This is a genomic window from Actinoplanes oryzae, assembly GCF_030757795.1.
In the GTDB taxonomy this organism is placed as follows: Bacteria; Actinomycetota; Actinomycetes; order Mycobacteriales; family Micromonosporaceae; genus Actinoplanes.
Genome location: NZ_JAUQWH010000012.1, coordinates 58,564 through 83,782 on the forward strand (window position 1 = coordinate 58,564; position 25,219 = coordinate 83,782).

Annotated in this window: 24 protein-coding genes; 12 read left to right on the top strand and 12 right to left on the bottom strand. The window is 71.4% G+C overall.

The features are described from left to right. Nucleotides 1–55 precede the first annotated feature (55 nt). The gene (gene dinB, locus RBH18_RS06670) at nucleotides 56–1,246 is read right to left on the bottom strand and encodes a DNA polymerase IV (protein ID WP_306205061.1); all 1,191 of its coding nucleotides are present in this window, start codon (nucleotides 1,244–1,246) and stop codon (nucleotides 56–58) included. A gap of 130 nt (nucleotides 1,247–1,376) precedes the next feature. Between dinB and RBH18_RS06675 the strand changes: the two genes are divergently transcribed. After that, the gene (locus tag RBH18_RS06675) at nucleotides 1,377–1,793 is read left to right on the top strand and encodes a cupin domain-containing protein (protein WP_306205062.1); all 417 of its coding nucleotides are present in this window, start codon (nucleotides 1,377–1,379) and stop codon (nucleotides 1,791–1,793) included. A gap of 164 nt (nucleotides 1,794–1,957) precedes the next feature. Then, the gene (locus RBH18_RS06680; RefSeq protein WP_306205063.1) at nucleotides 1,958–2,356 is read left to right on the top strand and encodes an Hsp20/alpha crystallin family protein; all 399 of its coding nucleotides are present in this window, start codon (nucleotides 1,958–1,960) and stop codon (nucleotides 2,354–2,356) included. Between the two features lie 371 nt (nucleotides 2,357–2,727). Here the strand turns inward: RBH18_RS06680 and RBH18_RS06685 are convergent, their stop codons facing one another. Further along, complete coding sequence (locus RBH18_RS06685; RefSeq protein WP_306205064.1) at nucleotides 2,728–3,417, bottom strand: tetratricopeptide repeat protein; 690 nt, start codon at nucleotides 3,415–3,417, stop codon at nucleotides 2,728–2,730. Nucleotides 3,418–3,546: 129 nt separating this feature from the next. Here RBH18_RS06685 and RBH18_RS06690 point away from each other — a divergent pair, with 129 nt between their 5' ends. The 5 genes from RBH18_RS06690 to RBH18_RS06710 all read left to right on the top strand — a co-directional run bounded on the left by RBH18_RS06690 (nucleotide 3,547) and on the right by RBH18_RS06710 (nucleotide 7,579). Continuing rightward, nucleotides 3,547–3,885 carry a hypothetical protein gene (locus tag RBH18_RS06690; protein WP_306205065.1) on the top strand — a complete coding sequence of 113 codons (339 nt, stop codon included), beginning with the start codon at nucleotides 3,547–3,549 and terminating at the stop codon, nucleotides 3,883–3,885. An 82-nt stretch (nucleotides 3,886–3,967) separates the two neighbouring features. Further along, nucleotides 3,968–4,642 carry a DUF6766 family protein gene (locus RBH18_RS06695; RefSeq protein ID WP_306205066.1) on the top strand — a complete coding sequence of 225 codons (675 nt, stop codon included), beginning with the start codon at nucleotides 3,968–3,970 and terminating at the stop codon, nucleotides 4,640–4,642. A gap of 261 nt (nucleotides 4,643–4,903) precedes the next feature. Then, the gene (locus RBH18_RS06700) at nucleotides 4,904–5,863 is read left to right on the top strand and encodes a hypothetical protein (RefSeq protein WP_306205067.1); all 960 of its coding nucleotides are present in this window, start codon (nucleotides 4,904–4,906) and stop codon (nucleotides 5,861–5,863) included. A 28-nt stretch (nucleotides 5,864–5,891) separates the two neighbouring features. Next, nucleotides 5,892–6,680 carry a GNAT family N-acetyltransferase gene (locus RBH18_RS06705; protein WP_306205068.1) on the top strand — a complete coding sequence of 263 codons (789 nt, stop codon included), beginning with the start codon at nucleotides 5,892–5,894 and terminating at the stop codon, nucleotides 6,678–6,680. Next, a complete protein-coding gene (locus RBH18_RS06710) occupies nucleotides 6,674–7,579 on the top strand; it encodes a TIGR03619 family F420-dependent LLM class oxidoreductase (protein ID WP_306205069.1) in 906 nt (301 codons plus the stop codon). Before RBH18_RS06705 ends, RBH18_RS06710 begins: the two co-directional genes overlap by 7 nt. A gap of 155 nt (nucleotides 7,580–7,734) precedes the next feature. Here RBH18_RS06710 and RBH18_RS06715 read toward each other — a convergent pair whose 3' ends face one another. The 5 genes from RBH18_RS06715 to RBH18_RS06735 all read right to left on the bottom strand — a co-directional run bounded on the left by RBH18_RS06715 (nucleotide 7,735) and on the right by RBH18_RS06735 (nucleotide 13,791). Beyond that, nucleotides 7,735–8,937 carry a glycoside hydrolase family 64 protein gene (locus tag RBH18_RS06715; protein ID WP_306205070.1) on the bottom strand — a complete coding sequence of 401 codons (1,203 nt, stop codon included), beginning with the start codon at nucleotides 8,935–8,937 and terminating at the stop codon, nucleotides 7,735–7,737. Between the two features lie 285 nt (nucleotides 8,938–9,222). Next, nucleotides 9,223–9,867, bottom strand: a complete 645-nt coding sequence (locus tag RBH18_RS06720; protein ID WP_306205071.1) for an SDR family oxidoreductase — start codon at nucleotides 9,865–9,867, stop codon at nucleotides 9,223–9,225. Nucleotides 9,868–9,871: 4 nt separating this feature from the next. Further along, a complete protein-coding gene (locus RBH18_RS06725) occupies nucleotides 9,872–10,597 on the bottom strand; it encodes a hypothetical protein (protein ID WP_306205072.1) in 726 nt (241 codons plus the stop codon). Nucleotides 10,598–10,731: 134 nt separating this feature from the next. Then, complete coding sequence (locus RBH18_RS06730) at nucleotides 10,732–11,814, bottom strand: LacI family DNA-binding transcriptional regulator (RefSeq protein ID WP_306205073.1); 1,083 nt, start codon at nucleotides 11,812–11,814, stop codon at nucleotides 10,732–10,734. Nucleotides 11,815–12,114: 300 nt separating this feature from the next. Next, the gene (locus RBH18_RS06735) at nucleotides 12,115–13,791 is read right to left on the bottom strand and encodes a discoidin domain-containing protein (RefSeq protein ID WP_306205075.1); all 1,677 of its coding nucleotides are present in this window, start codon (nucleotides 13,789–13,791) and stop codon (nucleotides 12,115–12,117) included. Between the two features lie 222 nt (nucleotides 13,792–14,013). On the opposite strand from RBH18_RS06735, the gene RBH18_RS06740 reads away from it, so the two are divergent. From RBH18_RS06740 to RBH18_RS06750, 3 genes are all read left to right on the top strand, one after another. Beyond that, a complete protein-coding gene (locus RBH18_RS06740; RefSeq protein WP_306205076.1) occupies nucleotides 14,014–14,946 on the top strand; it encodes an ABC transporter substrate-binding protein in 933 nt (310 codons plus the stop codon). Continuing rightward, on the top strand, nucleotides 14,943–15,869 hold the full coding sequence (locus tag RBH18_RS06745) for a type 2 periplasmic-binding domain-containing protein (protein WP_306205077.1): 927 nt from the start codon (nucleotides 14,943–14,945) through the stop codon (nucleotides 15,867–15,869). Before RBH18_RS06740 ends, RBH18_RS06745 begins: the two co-directional genes overlap by 4 nt. 68 nt (nucleotides 15,870–15,937) lie before the next feature. Beyond that, a complete protein-coding gene (locus tag RBH18_RS06750; protein ID WP_306205078.1) occupies nucleotides 15,938–16,297 on the top strand; it encodes a SelT/SelW/SelH family protein in 360 nt (119 codons plus the stop codon). A 9-nt stretch (nucleotides 16,298–16,306) separates the two neighbouring features. On the opposite strand, the gene RBH18_RS06755 is transcribed toward RBH18_RS06750, so the two are convergent. After that, nucleotides 16,307–16,474, bottom strand: a complete 168-nt coding sequence (locus RBH18_RS06755) for a hypothetical protein (RefSeq protein ID WP_306205079.1) — start codon at nucleotides 16,472–16,474, stop codon at nucleotides 16,307–16,309. A 430-nt stretch (nucleotides 16,475–16,904) separates the two neighbouring features. Between RBH18_RS06755 and RBH18_RS06760 the strand changes: the two genes are divergently transcribed. Further along, on the top strand, nucleotides 16,905–17,729 hold the full coding sequence (locus RBH18_RS06760; RefSeq protein WP_306205080.1) for a Mom family adenine methylcarbamoylation protein: 825 nt from the start codon (nucleotides 16,905–16,907) through the stop codon (nucleotides 17,727–17,729). Between the two features lie 69 nt (nucleotides 17,730–17,798). On the opposite strand, the gene RBH18_RS06765 is transcribed toward RBH18_RS06760, so the two are convergent. Beyond that, entirely contained in the window at nucleotides 17,799–19,400 is a 1,602-nt protein-coding gene (locus RBH18_RS06765; protein WP_306205081.1) for a PfkB family carbohydrate kinase, read from the bottom strand. Between the two features lie 128 nt (nucleotides 19,401–19,528). Between RBH18_RS06765 and RBH18_RS06770 the strand changes: the two genes are divergently transcribed. After that, on the top strand, nucleotides 19,529–19,795 hold the full coding sequence (locus RBH18_RS06770; RefSeq protein ID WP_306205082.1) for an acylphosphatase: 267 nt from the start codon (nucleotides 19,529–19,531) through the stop codon (nucleotides 19,793–19,795). Here the strand turns inward: RBH18_RS06770 and RBH18_RS06775 are convergent. The 3 genes from RBH18_RS06775 to RBH18_RS06785 are packed head-to-tail and all read right to left on the bottom strand — an operon-like array spanning nucleotide 19,792 to nucleotide 25,051. Then, the gene (locus RBH18_RS06775) at nucleotides 19,792–21,099 is read right to left on the bottom strand and encodes a hypothetical protein (protein WP_306205083.1); all 1,308 of its coding nucleotides are present in this window, start codon (nucleotides 21,097–21,099) and stop codon (nucleotides 19,792–19,794) included. The genes RBH18_RS06770 and RBH18_RS06775 overlap by 4 nt on opposite strands. Further along, nucleotides 21,096–22,262 carry a type III PLP-dependent enzyme gene (locus tag RBH18_RS06780; RefSeq protein WP_306205084.1) on the bottom strand — a complete coding sequence of 389 codons (1,167 nt, stop codon included), beginning with the start codon at nucleotides 22,260–22,262 and terminating at the stop codon, nucleotides 21,096–21,098. The genes RBH18_RS06775 and RBH18_RS06780 overlap by 4 nt, the downstream gene beginning before the upstream one ends. Beyond that, nucleotides 22,259–25,051 carry a putative bifunctional diguanylate cyclase/phosphodiesterase gene (locus tag RBH18_RS06785; RefSeq protein WP_306205085.1) on the bottom strand — a complete coding sequence of 931 codons (2,793 nt, stop codon included), beginning with the start codon at nucleotides 25,049–25,051 and terminating at the stop codon, nucleotides 22,259–22,261. Before RBH18_RS06785 ends, RBH18_RS06780 begins: the two co-directional genes overlap by 4 nt. Nucleotides 25,052–25,219 lie beyond the last annotated feature (168 nt).

Consider the following 25,219-nt stretch of genomic DNA (forward strand, 5'->3'; position numbering starts at 1 on the left):
CTCAACTCGGCAGCGCCGGGTCGGATGGGTGCCACGCTCACGCATAACCGCCTCCTCAGTCCGGCAGCATCGGGACGGAGGGGTGCAGCTCCCGGCCCAGCGAGGCGGCCCGGGTGACCGACGACGACCCGAACCGGTCACGCACGGCGTCGAGGGCAACATCGAGCCCGTTGTCGTGCTGCTCCTCGAAGGGCAGCTCGAGCTGCACCGTGCCGTCGCCGTCCAGGTTGCCCACCGAGACGCCGACCAGGGTGAGGCCCCGGTCGTCGATCAGCGGCCGGGCGGCGGTGAGCAGCGCCTGCGCGGTCTCCAGGATCGGGCGGGTGTGCAGCGTGGGCTTGAGCAGGCTGTGCGAGCGGGTGACCCGGGTGAAGTCGCCGAAGCGCAGCCGCAGCGTGATGGTGCGCCCGGCCCGGCCGGCCGCCCGCATGCGCCGCGTGACCCGATCGACCAGAGCTGCCAGCGTCGCCACGATCTCCTCGAACGCGCGCTCCCGCCGGCCGAGCGCACACTGCGCCCCCATCGACCCGCGACGATGACCCGTGCGGACGCGGCGGGGATCACGGTTGTGGGCCAGCGCGTGCAGATGCCGGCCGGCGCCCGCGCCCAGCATGGTGACCAGAGCGGCCTCGCCGACGCGCGCGACGTGCCCGACCGTGCGGATGTGGTGATCGCGCAGCTTGCCCGCGGTGACCGGGCCGACGCCCCACAGCCGCTCGATCGGCAGCGGATGCAGGAACGCCAGCTCCTCACCCGGCGGCACGACCAGCAGGCCGTCGGGCTTGCCGACGCCGCTCGCCACCTTGGCCAGGAACTTGGTGCGGGCCACGCCGACCGTGATCGGCAGCCCGGCCCGCTCGCGCACCTCGGAGCGCAGCCGGACGGCGATGTCGGTGGGCGTGCCACTGATCTTGGCGAGGCCGCCGACCTCCAGGAAGGCCTCGTCGATGGAGATGCCCTCGACGATCGGCGTCGTGTCGCGGAAGATGGCGAAGACTGCCCGGCTCGCCTCGGTGTAGGCCCGCATCCGGGGCGGGACCACGATCGCGGCGGGGCAGAGCGCCCGCGCCTGGGCGATGCCCATCGGGGTGCGCACGCCGCACGCCTTCGCCTCGTAACTCGCGGCCAGCACGACGCCGCCGCCGACGAGGACCGGACGGCCGCGCAGGCCCGGGTCGTCGCGCTGCTCGACCGACGCGTAGAACGAGTCCAGGTCGGCATGCAGGATCGTTGCCAGCTCTGTCATGGCGACGACTCTAGAACAAATGTTCGAACGCCGGGGCGGGCTGTGGATAAGTTCGGGTGTGACGTACGCGGCTGGTCTGGGCCTGTGGACAACCGCTGTCGCGCCTTGCGGGAGGGGTAGAACTGTCCGCATGACGAAGCGACCCCCGCTGGCCGAGACCCTCGATCTGCAACCGCATCCGGAGGGCGGCTGGTTCCGCGAGACCTACCGGTCCACGACCGAGCTCCACCCCGACGGGTACGAAGGCCCGCGCGCGACGGCGACCGCGATCTACTTCCTCCTGCAGCCGGGGGAGTCGTCCGCCTGGCACGTCGTGAAGTCGGACGAGCTGTGGTTCCTCCACTCCGGCGAGCTGGAGCTGCGCTTCGGCGGTGCCGGGGCGGAGCCGTTGGAGCCCGGTGAGGTGGTGCGGGTCGACCGGGGCAACCCGCAGGCGCTGGTGCCGGCCGGAGTGTGGCAGGCGGCGTTCCCGGCCGGCGACGAGCCGGTGCTGGTCAGCTGCGTGGTGTCGCCCGGCTTCGACTTCGCGGACTTCCGCCTGGCGTGACGGGCCGGCGGCCGCCCGAGCACTTGCCCGCCGGCGGGCGGCGGTGTGTGGTCCCCGCGGGCATGGTGGCGGAGGTCACGGAGTGACTTGGAAGGAGCGGGGTGGGGAGGCGGTTGTGAGACTTGAGCGTCCCACGCTCAACTTTGTACCCGGAGGAGATTTCCATGTTGCTGCGTAATGATGCGTTCCGTGACTTCGACCGCCTCACCGCCCGGGTCTTCGAGACTGCGACCCGGACGTCGGGCGCGCGGCTCGATGCGTACCGGGTGGAGGACATGTTCTTCATCGACATCGACCTGCCCGGCGTCGACCCGGCCAGCATCGACATCACCGTCGACCGCAAGGTGCTCACGGTCAAGGCCGAGCGGAAGCGCTCCGCCGCCGAGGGCGCGCAGTACGTCCTGACCGAGCGGCAGGTGGGCGCGGTCAGCCGGCAGATCTTCCTGTCCGACACGCTGGACACCGACCGGCTCGAGGCCCGCTACGACAACGGCGTGCTCACGCTGAGCATCCCGGTCGCCGAGCAGGCCAAGCCGCGCAAGATCGAGGTTGCGGCTGCCTGACGGCCGACGGCGGCGAGCCGATGACGGTGCTGCCTGACGGCGGGACGCAAAGGGAGATGACGGAGCCCGGGGTGCGCGACCCCGGGCTTCGCTGTTCCGGAGAGAGGCCGGGCGAAGAGAGGCCGGGCGAGGACTGCCGCGGCCACAGTGGTGCAGCCCCGCGCGCCGTGCACCTTGAGCAGCCCGGGACGGCAAGGGGCGCCGGAAATGCGGGTGTAGCGGGACCGCTGGTGCGCGACGGAGGGCGCGGACGTGGGGGGTGGCTGAGCCGCGAAGGCCGCCGCCACGGTGGGACGGCTGGAGGGTGACGGAAGCCGCGGCCGGTATGGGACGGTCGGCGGGCGAGTGAGCGGGGCGGGCCGGCGGTCCGGTCAGTGGGTGGCTTCGGCGTCGCGGAGGAAGTCTTCGATCCAGGCCACGCGCTGCGGGCTCAGGCCGGCGTCCTTGGCCTGTTGCAACGCCTCGCGGATGTGGTTCAGGCCCTGTTCGCGCAGGCCGTCGGCGATCTCCGCCAGGCCGAGGGCCACCGTGCCGCCGGGAATCCAGCGGGGGTCGCCGAGTTCGGTGCGCAGCTCGTGCGAGATGCGGAAGTGGTGCAGCGCCTGGTCCGATTGGAGGTCACCGGCCGTGTAGTAGAAGCCGATGTGGCGGTGGATCTCCGAGCGCAGCAGCAGGTCGCCGTGCTGCTCCGCCAGGTCGAGCGCCTCTCGGTAGAGGGGCATCGCGGTCTGCCAGTCGTTGTGGAAGACCTGGTGGATCAGGCCCAGACCGAAGAGCGACTCCGCCATGCCCGCCAGGTCCGAGAGCTCGCGGCGGATGGCCAGCGCCTGCTCGAAAAGGTGCTGCTCGTGGGAGAAGGCCGAAGGCAGGCCGTCCTCGGTGGCCCGGAAGTGGGCCAGCATGCCGAGCCGGTCCAGCGCCGCCGCCTCCAGGGCCCGGTCGCCGGTCTCACGAGCCCGGTCGAGGAGGTGCTGGAAGGTGCTTTCCGCCTCCGCATAGTCGCCGGTCCGGAATGCCGCCTCGTACAGGGCCTCGTTGCCGGCCTGCAGTGTCGTCCCCATATGCGCAGATTACTGTGCTTTGAGCGGGAAGAGGCGCGGTTGGAATTCCGTCGCCCGGGGAAAGCGCATGCGGTGTTGACACGCTGGTTACCGGCTGTGCTCGTAGTGGCGCTGGCCGGATGCGGTGAAGTGCAGGAGCGTGGCGACGCCGCCTCGGCGGTCGCCGTCCGGATGCTGACGGCCGTGGCCGCCCGGGACGGCGCCCAGGCGTGCGGCATGCTCGCGCCCGGCACCAGGTCCGAGCTCGAGGACTCCGCGGAGCAGGCCTGCGACCAGGCGATCCTCGACCAGGATCTGCCGGCCCCCGGACAGGTCACCGGCTCCGACGTCTACGGCCAGTGGGCCCAGGTACGCCTCGACGACGACACCCTCTTCCTGGCCGTCTTCCCCGAGGGGTGGCGCGTCGTGGCGGCCGGCTGCGAGCCGCGCACCGACCGGCCCTACGACTGCGCGTTGCAGGGGGACTGACTGTGCGCACCCAGTTCACGTTGTTACTGCTCGTGGTGGTGCTCGGAGTGGCGTACGTGATCGCTCTGGGGGTGTTGCACCGATGAGGCGGTTCGTGCGGGAGAACTCGCTCGGCCTGGTCTTCGGGCTCGCCTTCGTGATCGTGCTGGTGTTGCAGGCCGTCGCCGGCCACGCGGACTACAACCAGCAGCAGCTGACCGAGGGCCTGCAGCCGATCTCGTTCGGCCGCTACGTGACGTCGGCCAGCTTCGGCGTCGACGTGGCCGAGAACTGGCAGTCCGAATATCTGCAGTTCTTCACGTACATCTTCCTGACGGTGTGGTTGTTGCAGAAGGGCTCACCGGAGTCCAAGACGCTCGACCAGGCCGGGCGGGAGACCGAGAAGGATCAGAAGATCGGCCAGTACGCCGACGAGGGCTCGCCCCGGTGGGCCAAGGTGCACGGCTTCCGGCTCGTCGTCTTCTCGAACTCGCTCGGACTGGTCATGGGCACTCTCTTCCTCCTCTCGTGGCTCGCGCAGTCGATCGCCGGACGCGCCGCCTTCAACGAGGAGCAGCTCGGCAATCTGCAGGACCCGGTGAGCTGGAGCACGTACGTGACCGAGCCCGACTTCTGGAACCGCACCCTGCAGAACTGGCAGTCTGAGCTGCTGGCCGTCGCCTCGATGGCCGTGCTCTCCATCTATCTGCGACAGCGCGGATCGTCACAGTCCAAACCGGTCGGCAGCCCGCACGCCGCAACCGGCGTCGACAGCTGACCGACGGCCGGGCGCACAGCCGAGAGCACGGCCGGCTGAAGGCCCGGTACGCAGCGATATCGATCTTGGACGCTGCGCGAATTTCGTCTCCCTTTCGGGCAAGTTGTTTTTCGTGTCCGGAATCCGGGGTAATTCTCTGGCGCGCCAAGCGGCTGAAACAGGACGGATCAGACCCCGCTACGGGTGAACCGCGAGCCGTGCTTGATCCGTATCGCACGTCGGGTCAAGGTCACCATCCGTGAACGCGAGAGGAGATACCCCATGGCGAGCTGGGTCCTGGTGCCCTGCTTGGTCTCTCTGCGTACCGAGTTCAACAAGCTCGCTCCCAGCCGGGACAAGGCCTCCGACGGGTCGATCGGAGACACGAGCCATGCCGCTTCGTCGTCGGACCACAACCCCGACGAGACGGGCAACACCCCCTACGAGGACGCCGACAGCAAGAACGAGGTCCACGCCATCGACGTGGACACCAACCTGCGCAAGTCCGGCTGGACGATGCAGCGCTGCGTCAACATCATCGTGGCGAAGCACAAGTCGGGCGCGGACAACCGGCTGCAGTACGTGATCTACAACCGCAAGATCTACAGCCGGTCCTGGGGCTGGACGGCGCGCGACTACACCGGCGCCAGCCCGCACACCGAGCACGCGCACTTCAGCGCCCGCTACACCACCGCCCAGGAGAACGACACCAGCCCGTGGGGGCTGCTGGAAGCCGAGGAGGACGAGATGCCGAGTGCCGCCGAGGTGGCCGCCGAGGTCATGAAGCAGATGAAGGCCCAGTTCCCGGGCATGCTGCTCAACGCCAAGATCGGTGACAAGGCGTATCCCACCCGGACCGTCGGCACGCACCTGCGTGACCTTCAGATCATGCGCGACTACATGGTGGGTGACGGCAAGGGCGCCAACCAGGGCCCGCCGCGCAAGGGCAGCTACCTCAACATCATCTCCGGCGTCCCGGCGACCCTGAGCCAGCACGGTCAGGTGCTCGCCGCCATCGCCCAGGCCGTGCAGAACTCGGAGACCAACGCCGAGGTCAAGGCCGCCCTCGACGCCCTGGCGCAGAGCCCGGAGCAGAGCGCGCAGACGGTGCTGGCGGGCATCACGATGTCCCGCAGCGACGAGGAGGCCGCCGCGATGCTGCGCGACCTCTACGGCCCCGAGCGCGCCGCGTCGATCGGCAACCTGCTCGCCGCCGGCGACACCCCCACCGAGAACGCCTGAGGCCGGCCGTGGCGGTGATGATGAGCGCATGCCCGTGATCACCGCCACGCATGGTGGCCTGCTCGCCGCCGTGGTGGACGGGCGGGAGGTGGGACGGGTCCGGGTGCGGCCCGGCACGTCCGGGATCACCGAGCTGTACGTCGATCCCGCGCATCGCGGGCGGGGGTACGGCAGCCGGCTTGTCGCCGCGGCGGAGCGCCGGCTGCGGGCGCAGGGGCGGAGCAGGGCCGACGTCGAGCTGCCCGGTCCGGACAGTGGATTCTTCGAGCGTCTCGGCTACGGGGTGGTCGCGCAGCAGCGGGCCCGGGAGCTGGCCGGGGCTTCGGCGGCGGAGGGCGTGGGGCTGGTCACGCTTGCCGATCCGGGGCGGCGGCTCGCGGCTCTGGTGGACGAGTATGCGCTGGATCTTCAGGAGGACGAACACCTCACGCCGGGTGCTGCTCGTCACACGGCGGAGCGCCGGCTGGCGGAGTTGCGCAACCCGCACGATCACATGTGTACGGTCACCGCGCGCGGCGCCGAGGTCGGGTGGGCGTGGATCGGGCCGCCCCGGCGGGCGTACCCGGGGATGGGGTGGCTCTTCCAGATCGAGATCGACGAGCCGTACCGGGGCCGGGGCTTCGGGACGCGCGCCCTGACGGCCGTGCAGGGCAGGATGCGCGACCAGGGGCTGAGCCGCATCGGGCTGGACGTGCACGGGGCCAACACGCGGGCGCGGCGGCTCTACGACCGGCTCGGGTTCGCGGTCACGGCTCAGCAGATGGTGAAAGATCTGCGGGGCAGCCGACCGGCCCGCACTACGGTGGGGGCATGCTGATCAGCTGTTCGTGCCCGGTGTCCGGCGTGTGGGCGACGCCGCTGTCGATCACCGGGTTCGCGATGCGGGCCGAGGAGCTGGGCTATCACGGGCTGTGGTCGTTCCAGCGGCTGCTCGTGGGCGCCGACCAGCAGCTCGCCCCGGTCTATCAGAGCGTGCTCGATCCGCTGCTCGCCCTCACCTGGGCCGCCGCGCGCACGACCACGATCCGGCTCGGCGTCGCGGTGATCAACCTGCCGTTCGTCGCCCCCGCCTATCTCGCGAAGCAGGCGAGCACCCTCGACGTGCTCTCCGGCGGCCGGCTCGACCTGGGGCTGGGCACGGGCTGGTCCGACGTGGAATTCGCGGCGACGAACTCCGACCCCCGCCCGCGCGGCAAGCGCACCGAAGAATATCTCGCGGCGCTGGCGACGCTGTTCAACGACAAGGTGGCGGCTTTCGGCGGGGAGTTCTACCGGGTGCCGCCGAGCACGATGGCGCCGGCGCCGGTCCAGCCGGGCGGGCCGCCGATCCTGCTCGGGGCGAAGGCCGACAGCGCGCTGCGCCGGGCCGGACGCCTGGCCGCCGGCTGGGTGAGCAGCAGCACCGCCTCGCTGCACGACATCGAGCGCGGCACGCAGATCGTGCGCCGCGCCGCCGAGGAGGCCGGCCGCGACCCCGACACGATCCGGATCGTCGTCCGCGGCGCCGTGCGTCCGGGGCTGCGCGAGGAGGGCAATGTGCTCTCCGGCACCTGGGCACAGATCAAGGGCGGGGCCCAGCTGTACGCCGAAGCCGGCGTCACCGAGCTCTTCTACGACCTGAACTGGGACCCGTTCCTCGGCTCCCCGGACGGCGACCCGCGCGCGGCCGGCGAGCGGGCCGAGGAGATCCTGACCGCCCTGGCCCCGGCGCGCTGACCTGTCCGGCTGTCGCGGGCGCGGCCGCGGGCGGTGAAGGGGCGGAGTGCGCGTAGAGGGGGCGACCCGAAAAAGGGCGGTGAAAGGGGGGTGCGCGAGAAAGGGCGACGCGAAAAAGGGGCGACGCAAGTGCGCCGCCCCTCCTCGTCAGCGGATCACTGGAACGGCGTGAGCGTGATGCCGATCGACGTCGGGTCGCCGTTGTGCACGAGCGACTCCTGGTTCGCGACGTCGTCGAAGGCGAACGCGTACGCCTTGCCGTCGATCATGTTCTCGTGGATGGCCTTGGCGTACTCGTTGGTCGGCTCGTTGCGGTAGAACGTCGCCGGGTCGGTGCTCGGCTCCACGGCCTGCGTGCCCAGGGTCGTGCGCTGCAGGGCGGCGCACAGGCTGCGGGCGATCGGGCCGACGACCAGGTCGTTCGGGGCGCCGAGGGCGCCGTCGCAGCCCCAGACGTTCGCGGTGCTCGGCTTGGTGAAGGTTGCCACCTGCGCGCCCGTGGCGTCGGTGAAGGTCATGGTGGCGCCCGACGTGCGGCCCTTGAAGATCTTGTCCGGCTGGTCGGCGAAGGGCTTTACGGTCAGGTCGGTGCCCGCGTAGGCGGCCCACGCCTGGTCGATGTACCCGGCCAGGTAGTCCGGGTCGAAGCTGCCGCCGTCCGCACCCTTGCCCGGGGACAGGACGCGGAGGACCGTACCGTCGTCGCGGGTCTGGATCAGGCTGCTGAAGTCGGCGTCGGCCTTCATCGCGTCGATGACGGCGTTGCGGCCGCCGGGCTTGAGCTCACCCGTCTTGGCGGTCGTGCCGTCGGAGCCGGTGACGCTGACCGCGTGCGGCACGCCGAACATGTCCACCTGCGAGCTGTTGAGGAACACGCCCGCGTCGTTGTAGGTGAACTCGGACCAGTCGAACAGGATCTTGCTGTTCGCGTCGCCGGCCGCCCAGGGCGCGGGCTGCACGAGCCCGCCGTCCTGCGCGAGCTTGAAGTCGAGCTTGTCGCCGAACGACATGTACATGCGCCCGGACAGGCCCTTCGGCACCTCGATGGTCTTGCTGGCGCCGTTCGCCGGACCGTCGATCGACACGTCGGGCGCCGGCACGGGCGGGTTGGCGCCGCCGGTCCACGGGGTGAACGTGCCGCTCTCGGTGACGTAGCCCAGCTTGCCGCCGGACTCGCCGAGCACGTAGAGGTGGACGGCCTCGCCGCGGCCGGAGTTGTTCGTCACGGTCAGCGGGAGCAGGTCGAGCGAGGCGGCGTCCGCGTGGGGGATGACGGCGATGGCCGCGGGGACGGCCACGGCAGCAACAGCCAGGCCGAGCCAGGTCTTGCGATGGCGCTTGATGCGGTGGTTGCCCACAGTCACTCCTTGTCGGCCCCCGCGTGGCACGGGCCCGGCCGGAGTCGCCGGGAGGGATCCCGCGCCGGCCGGGGACGCTTCGGGGGCGGACAAGGAAGGGGGATGCGCCCCGGCCGTGGCGCCCGGTGAGAGCGCTCTCTCGCTCACCTTGGCCGTCGGACCCAGTGATGTCAACCGATGACGCTGCCCCTTAGCACACCCGCGCGGAGACCTCGATAGGGGTCATCCGCGCAGGTCAGGGCGGTGGGAGGGGAAATTCGGGCAAAGTTTGCGGCCCGGCTGCGGTCAGTGCAACGCGGCGATCGCGTCCGGGATCGGGTCGTCGCCGTTGAACAGCTCGAAGGTCAGGCCCGCGGTCTCCGGCGCCCCGAGCACGTACGCGAGAACGGCAGCCACGTCGTCCCGCGTCACCGGCCCCCGGTTGCCCAGCTCGGTGGTGGCGCGGATCCGCCCCGTCGCCGGCTCGTCGGTCAGCGAGCCCGGCCGGACGATCGTCACGTCCAGGCCGGTCCCGAGCACGTACTCGTCGGCGGCCGCCTTGGCCTCCAGGTAGGGCCGCATCGACTCGCCCCCGGCGGCCGGATCCTGGGCGCCGATCGAGGAAACCATCACATAGCGGCGTACGCCCAGGGCTCTGGCCGCGTCGGCGAGCTTGACGGCACCGCCCAGATCGACCGTCTTCTTGCGCGCGGCCCCACTGCCCGGACCGGCGCCGGCCGCGAACACGACGGCGTCGGCACCGCGCACGTACGCCTCGAGCGAAGCGTCGTTTTCCAGATCGCCCACCACCGGCACCGCGCCGGCCGCGCGCAGGTCGTCGGCCTGCGCCTCGGAGCGGATCAGCCCGCGAGCGGTGTGTCCCTGATCGGCGAGCAGCTTGAGCAGGCGGAGCGCGACCTTGCCGTGGCCGCCCGCGACGAGAATGTCCATGCCCTCAGTCTTCACCCGATGCGGCCGGTTGGAACGCGACCTCGCTCACGTCGGCCACGACCTCGGTGAAGTCGGTCCCGTAGGCCTGCGGCTCCCGCACGCGCAGCACCAGGGCAAAACCGCCTTCCCCGTACGTCTTCCGCAGCTCGTCGTGGTGTGCGCCCAGGTACCGCGCCGCCGCGAGGTTGGCCAGCGCCGTCAGCCCGCCGATGAAGAACACCGGCCGGGTCCCCGCCGGCGGCGTGAAGCGGGCGAGCACGGCATAGCGCTCGCCGGCTCCGGAGACGAACTCCCGGTCGCCGACGACGAGAGTCAGCTTCGGCCAGCGACCGCCCGGCGGCGGTTCCTCGCCCCGGAACTCGATCCCGCGCAGCACGGCCCGCAGATGCACGGCGGCGCGCGGGTTGGTGGTGGGGCCGCCGACGCTGAACTCGGTGACCCGGCCCAGCTCCCGGGGGACGTCCGCGCCGGTCGCGAAGTCCGGGCGGCCGCCGCACTCGCGGACCAGGGTGGCCAGCTCGATCAGCGCGCCGGCGTCGTCGCGGTGGACGCTGTGCTCGCTCGGCGACGCGTAGTGCCGGGACGTGACGAGCAGACTGGTCGAGCCGTCGGCCACGCCGAAGAAGGCGCGCTTGCGGTCGAGGCGGCGGCGCCGGAGCCCGAACTGGGCCAGCCACACGGCCGTCCCGGCGATGACACTGGCGAGGAGATTGATCAGCAGGTCGCCCACGCGTTCATGGTGACCGATGCGCGCGCGTGCCGATCCGGCGGAGTCCCGGCCGGCCCGCCCGCGCGGGCGATCGGTGGTGCGCTGTGTTCGTGCGCGGCGAATTTCGCGCGTGGACGGTCTCCGGGGCGGGCCGGTCAGGCGGATTCGCGGACGACGAGGGTCGGTTGGAACGTCACCGACCGCGGCAGGCGGCCGGGCTCGGCGATGTGCGCCATGAGCAGCCCCGCCATCTCGGCCGCCATCTCCTCGACCGGCTGGCGCACGGTGGTCAGCGGCGGCCGGCAGTCGAGCGCGGCACTGCTGTCGTCGAAGCCGACCACCGCGACGTCCTCCGGCACGCGGCGCCCGAGGTCCTGCACGGCCCGCAGCGCGCCTTCCGCCATGAGGTCGGAGGCCACGAACAAACCGTCGATCTCCGGGTACGCCTCCAGCAGCCGCCGCGCGCACTCCTCCCCGCCGCGCCGGGTGAAGTCCCCCTCGAGGCTCGGGACACCGGGCAGCCCCTGCCCCTTGAGGTAGGCCCGGAAGCCCTCGAGCCTGTCCAGCCCCGACGGAATGTCGAGCGGCCCGCTGATCGTGGCGAGCGTGCGGCACCCGCGGGCCAGCAGATGCTCGGCGGCGAGCCGGGCGCCCAGCCGCTGGTCCACGTCGACGAAGCTGGCCGCGAGCGGCGCCGCCGGCCGGGCCGACACCACGGCGGGGATGCCGAGATCGTGCACCTGCCGGGGCAGCGGATCCCGCTCGTGACTGCTGATCAGCAGCACGCCGTCCACATGCCCCTGCCGCAGGTAGCGCAGCACATGATGATGATCCGCCGAGTCGGTCGGAATGATCACGAGGTGGATGTCGTGCGGCCGCAGCGCGGCGGTGGCGCCGGCCGTGATCCGCCCGAAGTAGGGATCCGTGAAGACCCGGTTGAGAAACGACGAGTCGTGCGGCCGATCGGGCTCGGAGATGACGAGCGCCACCGAGTTGGACTTGCGGGTCACCAGCGACCGGGCGGCGACATTGGGCACGTAGCCCGTGTCGGCGATGGCCCGCTCGACGATCTCCCGGATCTTCGCGTCGACCGTGGGCGCACCGTTGATGACCCGGGAGACCGTGGCCCGCGAGACCCCGGCCGCCTCCGCCACCTGATCCATCGTCGGGTGCTGACCGCCCCGGCCGCCCCGGCTGCTCATGCGCTCTGTTATAGCACCGGCATCGATCTTGCTCATGCGCTCTCCGTAGCCCCGCACCGTCCCCGGCCCGGTCCCGCCTCGTCGATCAGTCCGCGCATCGGGTCTGTCCGCCCCCGCCCGGGCGTCGCCGTGGTGCCGGTTCCCCGCGCTGGGAAGCCCGTGCGGTCGCGCGCCGACGGGAACGCCGGGTCCGGCCCTGTGCAGGTCGGCGGAGGAGACATCGGCGCCGATCCGCCGATCCGCCGGCCCGGCGGACGGGACGGTGAAGGCGTGGCTGACGAGGTGCCGCCGGGGCAGGGATGGGGGCCCTGCCCCGGCGTTCCGGACGCCGTCGGACTACTGGTAGACGCGCACGTAGTCGACGAGCATCCGGGAGGGGAACGGGGTGGTGGCATCGATGGGGCCGGGGAAGTCGCCGCCGACCGCCAGGTTGAGGATGACGTAGAACTTGTGGTCGAAGATCCACGGCCCGCGGGTCGCCTCGACGGTGGACTTCGCGGCGTTGAAGACCTGCGTGCCGTCGAGGAAGAAGCGGATGCCCTTGCTGTCCCACTCCGCCGCGTAGGTGTGGTAGTCCAGCGACAGGTCCACGGGCGCCGTGTACTTCTGGCCGTACCCGCCGGCGCCGTTGTACTGCGGGGCGTGCAGCGTGGAGTAGCCCTCGTTGGTGTTGCGGCCGAGGATCTCCATGATGTCGATCTCGCCGTTGTAGGGCCACGGGCGCCCGGTGAGGAAGTCGGAGCCCATCATCCAGAACGCCGGCCACAGCCCGTTGCCCTTCGGCACCTTGATGCGCGCCTCGACCCGGCCGTACTGGAAATTGAAGCTCTTGCTCGTGTTGAGCCGCCCGGACGTGTAGTCGCGGCCGTTCGAGGCCTCCTTGCGCGCCTCGATGACGAGGTGGCCCGCGCCGTCCATGGTGGCGTTGTTGAAGGTGTCGGTGTAGTACTGCACCTCGCCGTTCTGCGGGACGCCGAAGTCGGAGTACCAGTTGGCCGTGCTCGGCTTGGTGCCGGCGCCCGTGTCGAACTCGTCGTGCCACACCAGCCGCGTCGCCGGGAAGGTGGGGTCGGCGGGCTGGGCGGGCGGCGCGGTCGGGCTGCCGCCGGTGCCGTAGACGTCGAAGTCGTACAGCGAGTAGCCGTACGGCCCGACGCGCGCGGTGCCGTACATGCGCACGTACCGGCCGGTGCCCGAGACGTTCAGGACCTCCTTGAAGCCCTTGCCCGTCGTGGTCGAGTAGATGTCGCTCCAGCTGCTCGCGTCCGGCGAGACCTGGATCTTGTACGTCGTCGCGTACGCGGGATCCCACTGCAGCTCCACGCGGCTGATCGTCGCCGTGGCGCCCAGGTCGACGTAGATCCAGCCCGGGTCCACCCAGCCGGTCGTCGAGCTGGTCGCCCACCGCGTCGCCGGGTCACGGTCGAACGCCTTGTCCGCGGTGCACGGGTTGCAGTTGACGTCGTTCTGCTCGCTCGAGGCGACACCCCGTTTCCCGTACGACAGGAGCGTCCCACCCCCGGTCCCGCCGCCGGAGTTGGCGAAGACCTGGAACTCCCACAGCGAGTACCCGTACGCGGGAAGTGCCTTCGATGTGAGGTTGAGCCGCACGTACCGCGCGTTGCCGCTGACCGTGATGCTCTGCGCGCCGGCGTTCCCGCTGAGCGTGGGGGTCGCGTTCGTGAAGGTCTGGTTGTCCGTGGAGAACTGCACCGTGAAGGCCGTGGCGTACGCGGCCTCCCAATTCAGCGCGACGCGCGTGACGGCGGTCGTGCTGCCCAGATCTACTTTGAGCCACTCGGCCGGGTTGGTGAACGCGCTCGACCAGCGGGTGCCGGTGTTGCCGTCGGTCGCGGCGGACGCGGGCGTGCCGGACCACTCGTCGGACGACGACGTGGTCGCTTTGCCCTGCGAGACCACGACCTCGGCGGCCGAGGCGGGGCCGGGCGTCATGACGAAAGCGCCGAGCATGCCGGTGAGCGCGAGGCCGAGGGTGGCCAGGCGTCTGTTCATGCGGGGGTCCCTCCTTGACGGGGAAGAGCAAGGGGACTGTGTGACGTGGGGGTTACAGCGCTGCTACAAATCGGGGAAAGCGCTCTTTGGTTTGCCACTCTGAACCTCTCCCTCGACGGGTGTCAATGCCTGGTGAGGCGCTCGGGAAGCGCTTTCTCCGTTGCCGCAGGTGGCGGCAGGTTCCGGAACTAGCATCGATGACAGCCGATGTAAGCTCACGGCATGAACCGTCGCCTGGTTCTCCTCGTGCCCGCGCTGGTCGCGGCGGGCTGCGCCGGCTCGCCGGACGGGAGCGGCCGGACCGCCCTGGAGATCGGCATCGTCCCGGTCATCGACGTCGCCCCGCTCTACCTCGGGATCGAACAGGGCTTCTTCGCCGCGGAGCGGCTCGACGTGACGCCGCGGCCCGGTCAGTCCGGTGCCACGATCGTCGCCGGCGTCGTGTCGGGCCAGCAGAAGATCGGCTTCTCCAACAACACGTCGCTGCTCATCGCCGCGTCGAAGAAGGCGCCCGTCCGCATCGTCGCCGCCGGCAACCAGGCGCCCGCCGGCGACTACGCCGTCATCTTCGCGCCCGCGGACGGTCCGATCCGCACGGCGCGGGACCTGGCGGGCAGAAGCATCGCGGTCAACAACCTCAACAACGTCGGCTCGCTGTCCATCAACGCGGGCCTGCAGGCGAGCGGCGTCGACATCGCAACGGTCGACTTCGTCGAGATCCCGTTCCCGCAGATGCAGGCCGCCCTCGCCCAGAAGCGCGTCGACGCAGCGTGGGCCGTCGAGCCGTTCGCGAGCGCGATCAAGACGGCCGGCGGCGTCACGGCGGTCCTCCGGCCGTACCCGCTGATCGCTCCGCACTTCCCCGTGGCCAGCTACTTCACCAGCACCGCATTCGCCGGCTCCGACCCGGACGTCGTCGCGCGCTTCCGCACGGCGATGAACCGCTCCCTGACGTACGCCCAGAGCCATCCGGACGAGGTCCGCCGCATCCTGCCCACCTACATCGAGCTGAGCCCCGAGGTCGCCGCGCGCGTCGTCCTGCCGGAGTGGAGCACCGACGTCGGCGCCGCGCTGCTCACCCGCACCGCCGAGCTGGCCCGCGAGTACGGCTACCTGACCACCCCGCCCGACGTCACCGCCCTGGTCGGCGGATGAGCCGCGTGCCCCTGACGCTGGCGATCAGCGACTACGACCACGTACGCGATCTCGTCACCGGCCGGGTGCCGGTCGAAGGGGTCGAGCTCACCTGCCTCCAGCTGGACGTGGAGGAGATCTTCTACCGGTTCACCAGCTTCCGCGAGTGGCACGTGTCGGAACTGTCCCTGACGAAATACGTGGCGCTGGCCCGCGACGGCACGCTCGCCGCGATACCCGTCTTCCCGTCGCGCGTCTTCCGGCACTCGGCGATCTATGTGGCCCGCGGCTCGGCCGTCGCGGATCTGGCGGGCGCCCGGGTGGGCGTACCGGAATGGTTTCAGACCGCCGGCGTGTGGGTGCGCGGCATCCTCGCCGACGAGTACGGGCTGAGCCTCGACGCGGTCCGCTGGTTCCAGGCCGGCGTGCGCGAAACGGGCCGGCGCGAACTGTTCACCCCGCCCGTGCCGATCGAGATCGTCGCCGATCGCACCCTGACCGACATGCTCGTCGCCGGCGACCTCGACGCCGTCATCACCGCGCGGCCGCCGGCGCATCCCGGCGTCGTGCCGTGGTGGCCGGACGCCGTCGAGAGGGAGCGCGACTGGCACCGGCGTACCGGGATCTTCCCGATCATGCACGTGGTGGTCATCCGCCGAGACGTCCTCGACGCCCACCCGTGGCTCGCCGCCAATCTCCTCACCGCCTTCACCGAGGCACGCGACCGCAGCCTCGACCGCCTCCGCGACCTGAACGCCTCCCGTTTCCCCGTGCCCTGGCTGCCGTCCCTCGCCGCCGGCGCCACCTTTCCGTACGGCGTCGAGCCCAACCGCCGGACCCTGGAAACCTTTCTCCGGTACGCCCACCAGCAGGGCATCACCCCGGAACCGCTGACCGTGGACGAGCTGTTCCCCGCCTCCGTCCGATCGACCTATCGCATCTGACGCCCGGCCCGCGTGCCCTCCATAGACGAACCTCTATTAGGGCAGCCCGCACGGTGCATACTGCTACCGTGACGACTCGCCGCCCCCGCCTGGAAATCGAATACTGCACCCAGTGCCGCTGGCTCCTCCGCGCCGCCTGGACGGCGCAGGAACTCCTCACCACCTTCCAGAAGGAACTCGGCGAGGTCGCCCTGATCCCCGGCACGGGCGGCATCTTCGACGTCCGCCTCGACGGCGAGCTGCTGTGGTCACGGGCCGCGAGCGGTCATCCGGAGCTGGCCGACCTCAAGGTCCTGGTCCGCGACCGCATCGCCCCGGGCCGCAGCCTGGGCCACTCCGACCGGGTGGCCGCCGACCGTGCCGCCAGGTCGCCCTCGCCGGGGGAGATCAGCGAAGCGGGCGGAGCCGCCCACGACGGCTCCGCCTGAGCGCCGGAATCAGATCTCGGTCATGCGGGCGACCGCCCGGGCCAGGTCGACGATCCCATAGAGGAAGACGGCAATAACAACGGAGAGCAGTAGCAGAATCACCTTCCGCCATTGCGTCACTGCAATCAGTGTGGCGACGGCGAGAGCGACGAGAATCACCAGCTCGGTTGCGGACATTGCTCCTCCTCGCAGGGGGTTGCCCGGCCCCGGCCGCCGGTCTACAGTTCGGCCGGGAGCTCCGTGCCGTCCATTCAACCGGAGGGCAAACGGGGGTCAACACGCGATTCTGGCGCCCGGTTCCGAGGCATCGTCCGGTGCCGTGGCAGCATTCATATCGAGATCCGCAACCTTTTGCCGCGCCGCCGGCGGGTGACCCTGCCAGTTGCCGCCAAAGTTCGGCCACTTTCGATTCTTTGGCGGGCGAGGCGGTGCGGCACCCATTCCGCCAGCCGGGAGGCTTACAATTCCTGCCGTGTCAGTGCCGACCACGTCCGGAGGCGTCGGTCTCCGGACGGAGCCGGCTTCCGCGCCCGCCTCCGCGGGCCGGCGCGTCCGGCTGAGCGAGTGCGTCGCCGTCGAGCCGCCGTTCAGCGACTGGGCCGCCGAGGTGGCCAAGCACTTCGATGTCGGCCTGCGTGCCCTCATCGTCCGCACCCTGTTGCACTTGCCCCGGGTCGCCAGCGGGCGACAGGGGACGATCGGGAACCGACAGGTCCGCGCCGCACTCGAGACCGCCGCCCACCAACTGCGGGACGACGAGAGGCGCACCGCGGGGCTCGTGCCGCAGGACAGCTTCGAGTTGCGTGACCTCAAATTCGCCGCGATCAGGCCGGAGGCCGCGAACACCGTTCTCGCCGCCCGGCACTACCTGCGCAGCGCCCGCGCAGGCTCGCTGTGCTTCGCCCTGCTGGACCCGCGGGCGGGCCTGCCGGTGAGCATCGGCACGGTCTCGCCGTTGCAATGGCGGCGCGTTGCCGTTCACCTGCGCGGTCGCTTCGGCATAGCCCAGGAGAACATCATGGACGTCTCCCGGGTCTACTCCTGCGACACCGCCCCGCCCAACGCGATCTCCTATCTGCTGGCCCGGATGCGCGACGAGATCCGCCGGTCGCATCCCCGGGTGGAGCTGCTGACCACGGCGGTCGACACCAATCTCGGATTCACCGGGGCCAGTTACCGGGCGGCCAACTGGCAACAATGGATCACGGTCGGGCCGCGGCCCTACCTCTATCACAACAAGCAATACGTGAGCCCGCGTCAATTACGATCGCAGTTCGGTACCGCCGCTCTGCCGGAGCTGCAGAAGCGTTGTCCGGACGACACGTTCGAGCAGAGCCGCGTCAGGCTGGCGGATTCGCTGATCTTCTGCCTGCGGATGCGCGGGAAAACCGAGGCCCTCGCTCCGGAATCACGTCGGCGTCTGCTCCGATGAGCCGGGATCACGTCGGCGTCTGCTCCGATGAGCCGGGATCACGTCGGCGTCTGCTCCTGTGAGCCGGGATCACGCCGGCGTCTGTTCCGACGAGCCGGAGACGACGTCGCCCGGCGCGGCGTCGCCCGGCGCTCCCGGGACGGCGTCGCGTGGCAAGCGGGGCACGACGCTGAGGCGGGAGCGGGCGAGCATCTGGTCGATGCGGCGCCGGTCCGGCATCGGGTTCGCCACGCCGTGGTCCGCCGCCGCGGCCGCCATCGCCGCAGTCGCCCACAGCGCCACGCTCTCCGAGAATTCGCCGCGCTGGTCGATCAGCTTGGCGGCGAGGGCGGCGCAGAAGGCGTCACGCGCCGCCGACGACTCGCGGTAGGGCGACGGGATGGTGGGCACGTCGAAGTAGCCGCTCGCGGTCGTCGAGTAGATCCGGCATCCGCCGGTGACCGGGATGCACACCGTCTCGACGCCGTAGTAGCCCAGCAGCCGGTCAGCCACCGGGTCGGTGTCGTACGGCAGCTCGCCCGGAGGCCCGTACCGCCCGATCTCCCACTGGTGGGCCACCAGATAGTCGACCTGGGCGAGGGCCTTGCCCGACACGACACCGTCGTCGTAGGGCTGGCCCGGGGTGACGATCACGAGGGGCCGGTCGTCGCCCCGCTCGGCGATCAGGCTCATGATGCGTTGCAGGCTCTCGCGCGGGATCTCGAATGTGACGAGCAGGGCGTCGGCGGCGGCGATGGCCGGGAGGGCGCGTTCGACGTCGCGGACGTCGAGGCGTACCTCGTGGTCGTTGCGCCAGTTCACGGCGAGGCTGTCGCCCAGCTCGAACTCGATGATGCCGGTGAACGGCGAGCGTACGTCCTCGACCACCTTCATCATCGAGGTGTCGACGCCCTCGTGGCGGAGGTGGTCGAGGATCTGGGCGCCGAACGGGTCGTCCGCCACAGCGGCGAGCAGCGAGACCTCCAGGCCCAGCCGGGAGGCCGCCATCGCCTGCATCAGCCCCTTGCCGCCGGGGGACAGGTCGAAGGCGTACGCCTCGCTGGACATCTCCCGCGCCGGCAGCACCCTGGTCTTGAAGGTGGCGTCCATGACGGCGCCGCCGACCACGACGACCCGGCCGAGGCGGTGACCGTTGTGCACTGCGGGGGTGCGGTTGTCCAGGACCGCCGGTGAGCTGGACAGCAGGTGCTGGGCCAGCTCGCGGAGCACTTGACCTTCGTGGCTGCCGCGCAGGCTCCGGTCGCTGGGCGTCTCGTCGGGATGCACCCCGAGGGCGGCGTGCAGGCGTGACCACGACCCGAGCAGCGCTCGGCGCCGGCGGCTGAGCAGATCCGAGGCGATGTCGGCGATCACCTTGGGCTCGACGCCGGCCCGTGCGTACTCCTTGCCGAAGGCGCCGAGCCCGAGGACCGCGTCGGCGACGATGCGTTCCGAGCCGCGCAGGCCGGTGCGGACGCATTCGGTGACCACGGCGACCGCGGCGTGCGGGAGGTCCAGGTCGTGCAGGGTGGCCCAGCGCCGGACCGCCGGCAGGTCCAGCAGCGGCTCCGCGATGCCCTTGGCCTCCGCCCGCAGGCGGGCCGCGCGCAGGCCGCCCCGCCCGCGCAGCTTCTCCAGCGCGTGGCAGAGCACCTGTTCATCGGCCGAGCCGGGCCGTGGCCGATCGCTCATCACCATGTCCGTCGTCCGCAACCTCTCAGGAACGTCCGCGGGCCGAAGCGCACAGTATGCGGTCAGTCACCCTGGATGGATAGCTGCCGTTCGCTGATCCGACGCAGGACCACGACTAGGCTGGACGGGTGATCCACAGGCGGGTGCTCGTGTCGGGCCGGGTGCAGGGCGTCTACTACCGCGACACCACGCGGCGGGTCGCCGGGGAGCACGGGGTGGCCGGCTGGGTGCGGAACCTGGCCGACGGCCGGGTCGAGGCGGTCTTCGAGGGCGAGCCGGATGCCGTCGCCGCCGTCGTGGCCTGGGCGCATGACGGCCCGCCGCAGGCGGTTGTCACGGGTGTCGAGGTCGAGGACGGGCCGGCCGAGGGGTTGAGCGGGTTCGAGATCCGCTAGACGGGTGCCTCGGCCCGGCGGATCCAGGGCATGGTCGTCGCCGCCCACAGGGTCAGGGCGGCCAGGGCCAGGATCAGGACGGCCGCGCTCACCGCGTGGTCGATCTGCGGCGCGGCGACCAGGGTCGGCAGGAGCTTCACCGCGATGGAGCCGCCCAGGGCCCGGACCGACGCGCTGTACGCGAGCGCCGTCGTCACCCCGTCCGCCGGCGCCTCCGAGGCGATCAACGCGTCCATGTCGCCCTCGAAGGCGGTCTGGCTCAGGCCCGCCAGGAACTGGGCCGCGATGACCGCGCTCGCGTGCAGCGGGGCGCCGAGCCAGCCGATCAGCATGACGAGGCCCCACAGGGTCCAGCGTAGGGCGGGTGGCAGGTTCGACCTGCTCAGGAAGCTGACGGCGGCGGTGGCCAGGAGGCAGCCGATGCTGAAGGCCACGGCGGTGAGGGCGACCAGGTGCCGGCCGTGCAACTCCGTGGTCAGCGGTACGGCCAGCAGGGTCGGCCCGGCGGCCAGCAGCATCACGCCACCGCCGGCGGCCAGCACGCGCGGGGACACGGCGAGCCTGCGCCGCCGGTCGAAGTAGGCGCGGCCGAAGAACGCGCGGTCGAAGGCGCGGTCCGTGACGATGCGGGGCGCCGCCACGACGGGGCTGATCGCGCCGTAGCCGAGGGTGCGGCCGGGGATGACGCGACGGGCGGCGCCGAGCGGTGTCATCCGGGCGCGGCGGGCACTGAGCAGGGTCGGGATCAGCGAGCCGCCGTAGACGACGTAGACGGCGAGGAGGAGGTGGCCGTTCAGGTCGACCGGGAGAAGCGCGGCGACGCCGGTGCCGGCGGCCTCGACGGCGGCGATCGCCAGGGCGTAGCGGGTCATCGCGCGGGGGCCGGCGTCGACGGCCGCGACCTCGGCGCGCATGGCGGCGAAGCCGGTCCAGGCGGCGATGTTCATGACGACGACGGCGGCGGCGATCAGGGCGGACGGCAGGCCGGCGAGCAGGCCGGCCAGGGCGCCGACCCGCAGCAGCAGCTCGGTGCCGGCGGCGCCGCGCAGCAGGCCGCGGCCCGGGAAGCGGCGGGACAGCCAGCCGGTGACCGGCGCCGACAGCACGACGCCGAGGAGCATGGCGGCGTTGTAGAGGGCGGCCTCGGCCAGCCCGCCGCGCGAGACGGCGAACAGGACGAGGACGGTCCATCCCAGCGCCATGCCGAACGAGTCGGTGACGCCGGCGACGAGGAGTTCGCGCAGCCGTCCGGCCCGGCGCAGCCCGACCGCGCCTATCCGGCGATGCCCTCCGCCGCGTCTCATACAGGGAGCGCGGCGTGCACCGCCGACCCCACGAACAGCGGGGTGGGCGGCGGGAAGCCGTTGAAGGAGGACGCGTACGACACGGTGTACGCCCCGGCGGACCCGAGGTAGAGCACGTCCCCGACGTCGATCGACGCCGGCAGGTGCAGCCCGTGGAACATCGTGTCGGCGCTGTCGCAGCTCGGCCCGGTCACCGTGAACGGCAGCGTGGGCATGGCGCCGTGGCCCGGCGCGGTCGTCCACACCGGATAGTCCCAGCCGGTCGGCAGCTGGATCGTCTCCATCATGCCGTGGTAGGCGCTGACGTCGACGAACAGCCAGTTCGCGCCGCCGCGCAGCTCGCGCCCGATCACTCCGGCCGCCATCACGCCGGCCGAAGCGACCAGGTAGCGGCCGGGTTCGGCCACGAGCAGCGGGGGACGGTACGGCAGCAGCTCGCCGACGGCCTCGAGCACGACGTCGCCGATCGCGGAGATCGACGGCACCGGGGAAACGTAGGAGGAGGGAAAGCCGCCGCCGATGTCGAGCATGTCGAGGAGGATGCCCTCGTCGAGGAGCGACGACATGATGCGGCCGGACAGTCCGATGGCGGCCCGCCACGCGAACGGGTCCGGGCACTGGGACCCGACGTGGAACGTGATCCCGTACGGACGCAGCCCCAGCCGTCTCGCGAGCATCAGCAGATCGTGGGCTTCGGAGGGCTCCGCGCCGAACTTGCGTGACAGCGGGAACGAGCTGGACGCGTCGTCCACGTGCAGCCGCAGATACACGGCGGCGCCGGGGGCGTACTCGGCAATCTTGCGCAGCTCGTTGGGGGAGTCGAAGGCGAAGCGCCACAACCCCGCGGCGTACGCGTCCGCGATGTGCGCCGGCGGCTTGACCGGATTGCTGTAGAGCACGCCGGCGGGATCGACGCCGGCGGCCTCCAGCATGCGCAGCTCGCCGAGCGACGCGACCTCGAAGCCGCCGCCGTGCGCGTGCACGGTCGCCAGGATCTCGGGCGACGGGTTGCACTTCATCGCGTAGTGCACGTCGAAGCCGGGCAGCGCCGCCCGGAGAGCCGTCAGCCGGTCGGCGACCGTGTCGAGATCGGTGACCAGGTACGGGGTGGGCAGGTCCACCAGCGCCAGGAACTCGGGGGACAGCGCGTCGGGCCAGGTCATGAGATCTCCAGTGCGGGCGACAACAGGCGGCCCGCTTCTCCGGCGGGGACGGGACGGGAGAAGTAGAAGCCCTGGGCGAACGTGCAGCCCATGTCGCGCAGCGCGGCGAGCTGGCCGTACTCCTCGATGCCCTCGGCGACCGTGGACATGCCCAGGCTCTGGCCGAGCTGGACGATCGTGCCGGCCAGTGCGGCGTCGTCGGCCTGTCCGCCGAGGTGCATCACGAACGAGCGGTCGATCTTCAGCGTGTCGACCGGGAAGCGCCGGAGGTACGCGAGCGACGAGTAGCCCGTACCGAAGTCGTCGATCGCCAGGGTGACGCCCAGCGCCTTGAGCCGGACCAGCTGCGCGAGGTTCTCCTCGGTGTCGGTCATGAGGACGCTCTCGGTCATCTCCAGGCAGAGCTTGTCCGCCGGCATGCCGGTCTCGGTCAGCACGCCGCGGACGACCTCGGACAGGTCCGTACGGTCGAACTGCCGCACCGACACGTTGACGGCCATCTTCACCGGCGGCTGCCCGGTCTCGGCCGCCCACGCCATGGCCTGCCGGCACGCCTCGGCGATGACCCAGTGGCCCAGCGGCACGATCAGCCCGGTGGCCTCGGCGATCGGGATGAAGCTCAGCGGCGGGATCAGCCCGCGCTCGGGATGCCGCCAGCGCACCAGCGCCTCGAAGCCCACGACCCGGCTGTCCGTCATGTCGATCGTCGGCTGGTAGTGCAGCTCCAGCTCGTCGCGGTCGAGCGCGCGGCGCAGGTCGGCCTCCAGCTCGAGGCGCTCGACGAGCCCGGCGAGCATGGCCGGGTCGTACGTGGCCCAGCCGCTGCCGCCCGCGGCCTTCGCCTTGTACATGGCGAGGTCGGCGTTGCGCATCAGCTGCTCGGCGTCGTCCGCGTGGTTGTCGTCGCGGTCGCCGTCGCCGGGACGGATGTCGGGCCGCGTCACGATGCCGGTGCCCAGGTCGCTGAACGCGGCGAGCCCCGCGCTGCCCCGCACGTGCAGCTCCCGCTCGTCGATGCGGAACGGCTCGTGCAGCCCGTCGACGATGCGCCGGGCGACGGTGGTCACGTCGTCCGTGCCGTACTCGGCGCAGATCAGCACGGCGAACTCGTCGCCGCCGAACCGGGCCACCACGTCGCCCTCGCGCACCGAGCCGGCGAGCCGGGCGGCGACCTGCACCAGCAGCTTGTCGCCGGCCAGGTGCCCGAGGCTGTCGTTGACCTCCTTGAACCCGTCGAGGTCCAGGAAGAGCACGGTGACGTCCTCGCTCGCCGGCCGGCGGGACAGCGCCTCGGCGACCTTCTCGCGGAACAGCGCGCGGTTGGCGAGCTGGGTCAGCGAGTCGTGGTACGCCTCGTGGACCAGCTGCTCCTGCAGCTCCTTGCGCTCGGTGATGTCGCGGGTGTTGAGCACGAGCCCGCCGACGCTCGCGTCGTCGAGCAGGTTCGTCACGGTGATCTCGGCGCGCAGCTGCCGCCCGTCGCGGTGCGGGATGGTCACCTCGACCACGGTCGTCGCGTACGGCCGCCGGGCGACCGAGGCGAACGCGGTGGTGAGCGCCGCGCTCGCCTCCGGGCCGAGCCCGACGGTCAGCGGCCGCCCGGTGAGGTCCGCGGCGGAGTAGCCGAACACCCGCTGCACGCTCTCGCTCTGGTAGAGCACCGTGCCGGCCGGATCGACCACGCTCACCACGTCGGAGCTGTGCTGCACGAGCGCCTGGAAGCGCTGCTCACTGGCGGAGAGCTCGGCGGTCCGGTCGGCGACCCGCTCCTCGAGCCCGCGGGTCAGACTCCGGTTCTCCAGCAGGGTGAGCAGCTGCCGGCCCACGATCAGCAGGATCAGAGCGGACCGGCTGTACGCGACCACGGCGCTGCTCTGGCCCGTACGGGCGAAGTAGACGACGCTCGTCACCAGCGCCGCGAGCACCGCCACGTAGGGGAGCAGAACGCCGATGGGCCGCGTGCCGCCGTCGGGCTCCGCGGGGGTCGCGGCGGCGGGCACCGGGCGCACCGCGGCGAGCAGGATGAGCGAGAAGCCCGCGAACCAGCCGATGTCCGTGACGCCGCCGGACCGGTAGGCGCCGATCAGGTTCAGGTACGCGTACCCGATGTCGGACATCGCGAACGCGACGATGCCGCAGCCGACCAGCGCGAGGTGCGCGGTGTTCCGCCCGCCCCGCCGCTGCAACGCCAGCATGTAGATGACGATCGTGATGATGACGACGTCGCCGAGCGGGTAGGCGAGGCTGACGTACAGGGCGAGGCGGTTGTCGTTGCCCGCCAGCAGCAGCGGCTCGACCACGAACAGCCAGGCCATCAGCATGAGCGAGGTGGCGACCATCAGCCCGTCCAGCACGCTGCGGGCGCGCTGGGCGGCGGTGCGGTCGGCGACCGGGAGCACGAGCAGCCCGGCCGGCGCCAGCAGCACCATGCCGAGATAGCCGATGTCGGCCTGCGACGGCAGCGGCACCGAGCCGGTGACCGTGTCGAGCCAGATCGTGCCCGCCTGGCCGAGCCCCCAGGAGAGGATGCCGAGCCCGATCAGGGCCCAGCCGGCGCGCAGCCGGCCGCGCAGGGTGGTGGCCCGGCGCAGGCAGCCGGCGGCCGCGGCGAGGGCGGCGACGCAGAGGCCGAAGTTCGAGACCGTCTTGGCGACGTCCGGCGAGCCGGCGCTGAGCACCAGGCCGAACGCGGCGACGACGACGGCCACGGCGACGCACAGGCGGGCCCAGCGGCGGGTGCCGCGGTGCCTGGGTCGCTCGGCCGGCGCCGGCGATTCGGTGGTGGCCATCGCCCTCGTCTCCCGATGGACAGGGCCGCCCGGGCGGGACGGCTCGCATGTGCCGCTATCGGGCGGGCCGGGTCGGGCTTGAGGCATCCCGGCGATCTTGTAGGTAGCAAGTCGGGAGCGCATTGACAGGCATCGTTGATGATGACAGCGTTGTCACGGACTCTTTGC

What these genes read in the sequence shown, in the direction of transcription:
- RBH18_RS06730 (WP_306205073.1), bottom strand. Translation starts at nt 11,814, where the DNA reads ATGAGCAAGATCGATGCCGGTGCTATAACAGAGCGCATGAGCAGCCGG.
- RBH18_RS06695 (WP_306205066.1), top strand. Translation starts at nt 3,968, where the DNA reads ATGAGGCGGTTCGTGCGGGAGAACTCGCTCGGCCTGGTCTTCGGGCTC.
- RBH18_RS06720 (WP_306205071.1), bottom strand. Translation starts at nt 9,867, where the DNA reads ATGGACATTCTCGTCGCGGGCGGCCACGGCAAGGTCGCGCTCCGCCTG.
- RBH18_RS06675 (WP_306205062.1), top strand. Translation starts at nt 1,377, where the DNA reads ATGACGAAGCGACCCCCGCTGGCCGAGACCCTCGATCTGCAACCGCAT.
- RBH18_RS06740 (WP_306205076.1), top strand. Translation starts at nt 14,014, where the DNA reads ATGAACCGTCGCCTGGTTCTCCTCGTGCCCGCGCTGGTCGCGGCGGGC.
- RBH18_RS06705 (WP_306205068.1), top strand. Translation starts at nt 5,892, where the DNA reads ATGCCCGTGATCACCGCCACGCATGGTGGCCTGCTCGCCGCCGTGGTG.
- RBH18_RS06780 (WP_306205084.1), bottom strand. Translation starts at nt 22,262, where the DNA reads ATGACCTGGCCCGACGCGCTGTCCCCCGAGTTCCTGGCGCTGGTGGAC.
- RBH18_RS06745 (WP_306205077.1), top strand. Translation starts at nt 14,943, where the DNA reads ATGAGCCGCGTGCCCCTGACGCTGGCGATCAGCGACTACGACCACGTA.
- RBH18_RS06710 (WP_306205069.1), top strand. Translation starts at nt 6,674, where the DNA reads ATGCTGATCAGCTGTTCGTGCCCGGTGTCCGGCGTGTGGGCGACGCCG.
- RBH18_RS06775 (WP_306205083.1), bottom strand. Translation starts at nt 21,099, where the DNA reads ATGAGACGCGGCGGAGGGCATCGCCGGATAGGCGCGGTCGGGCTGCGC.
- RBH18_RS06765 (WP_306205081.1), bottom strand. Translation starts at nt 19,400, where the DNA reads ATGAGCGATCGGCCACGGCCCGGCTCGGCCGATGAACAGGTGCTCTGC.
- RBH18_RS06785 (WP_306205085.1), bottom strand. Translation starts at nt 25,051, where the DNA reads ATGGCCACCACCGAATCGCCGGCGCCGGCCGAGCGACCCAGGCACCGC.
- RBH18_RS06755 (WP_306205079.1), bottom strand. Translation starts at nt 16,474, where the DNA reads ATGTCCGCAACCGAGCTGGTGATTCTCGTCGCTCTCGCCGTCGCCACA.
- dinB (WP_306205061.1), bottom strand. Translation starts at nt 1,246, where the DNA reads ATGACAGAGCTGGCAACGATCCTGCATGCCGACCTGGACTCGTTCTAC.
- RBH18_RS06735 (WP_306205075.1), bottom strand. Translation starts at nt 13,791, where the DNA reads ATGAACAGACGCCTGGCCACCCTCGGCCTCGCGCTCACCGGCATGCTC.
- RBH18_RS06680 (WP_306205063.1), top strand. Translation starts at nt 1,958, where the DNA reads ATGTTGCTGCGTAATGATGCGTTCCGTGACTTCGACCGCCTCACCGCC.
- RBH18_RS06700 (WP_306205067.1), top strand. Translation starts at nt 4,904, where the DNA reads ATGGCGAGCTGGGTCCTGGTGCCCTGCTTGGTCTCTCTGCGTACCGAG.
- RBH18_RS06685 (WP_306205064.1), bottom strand. Translation starts at nt 3,417, where the DNA reads ATGGGGACGACACTGCAGGCCGGCAACGAGGCCCTGTACGAGGCGGCA.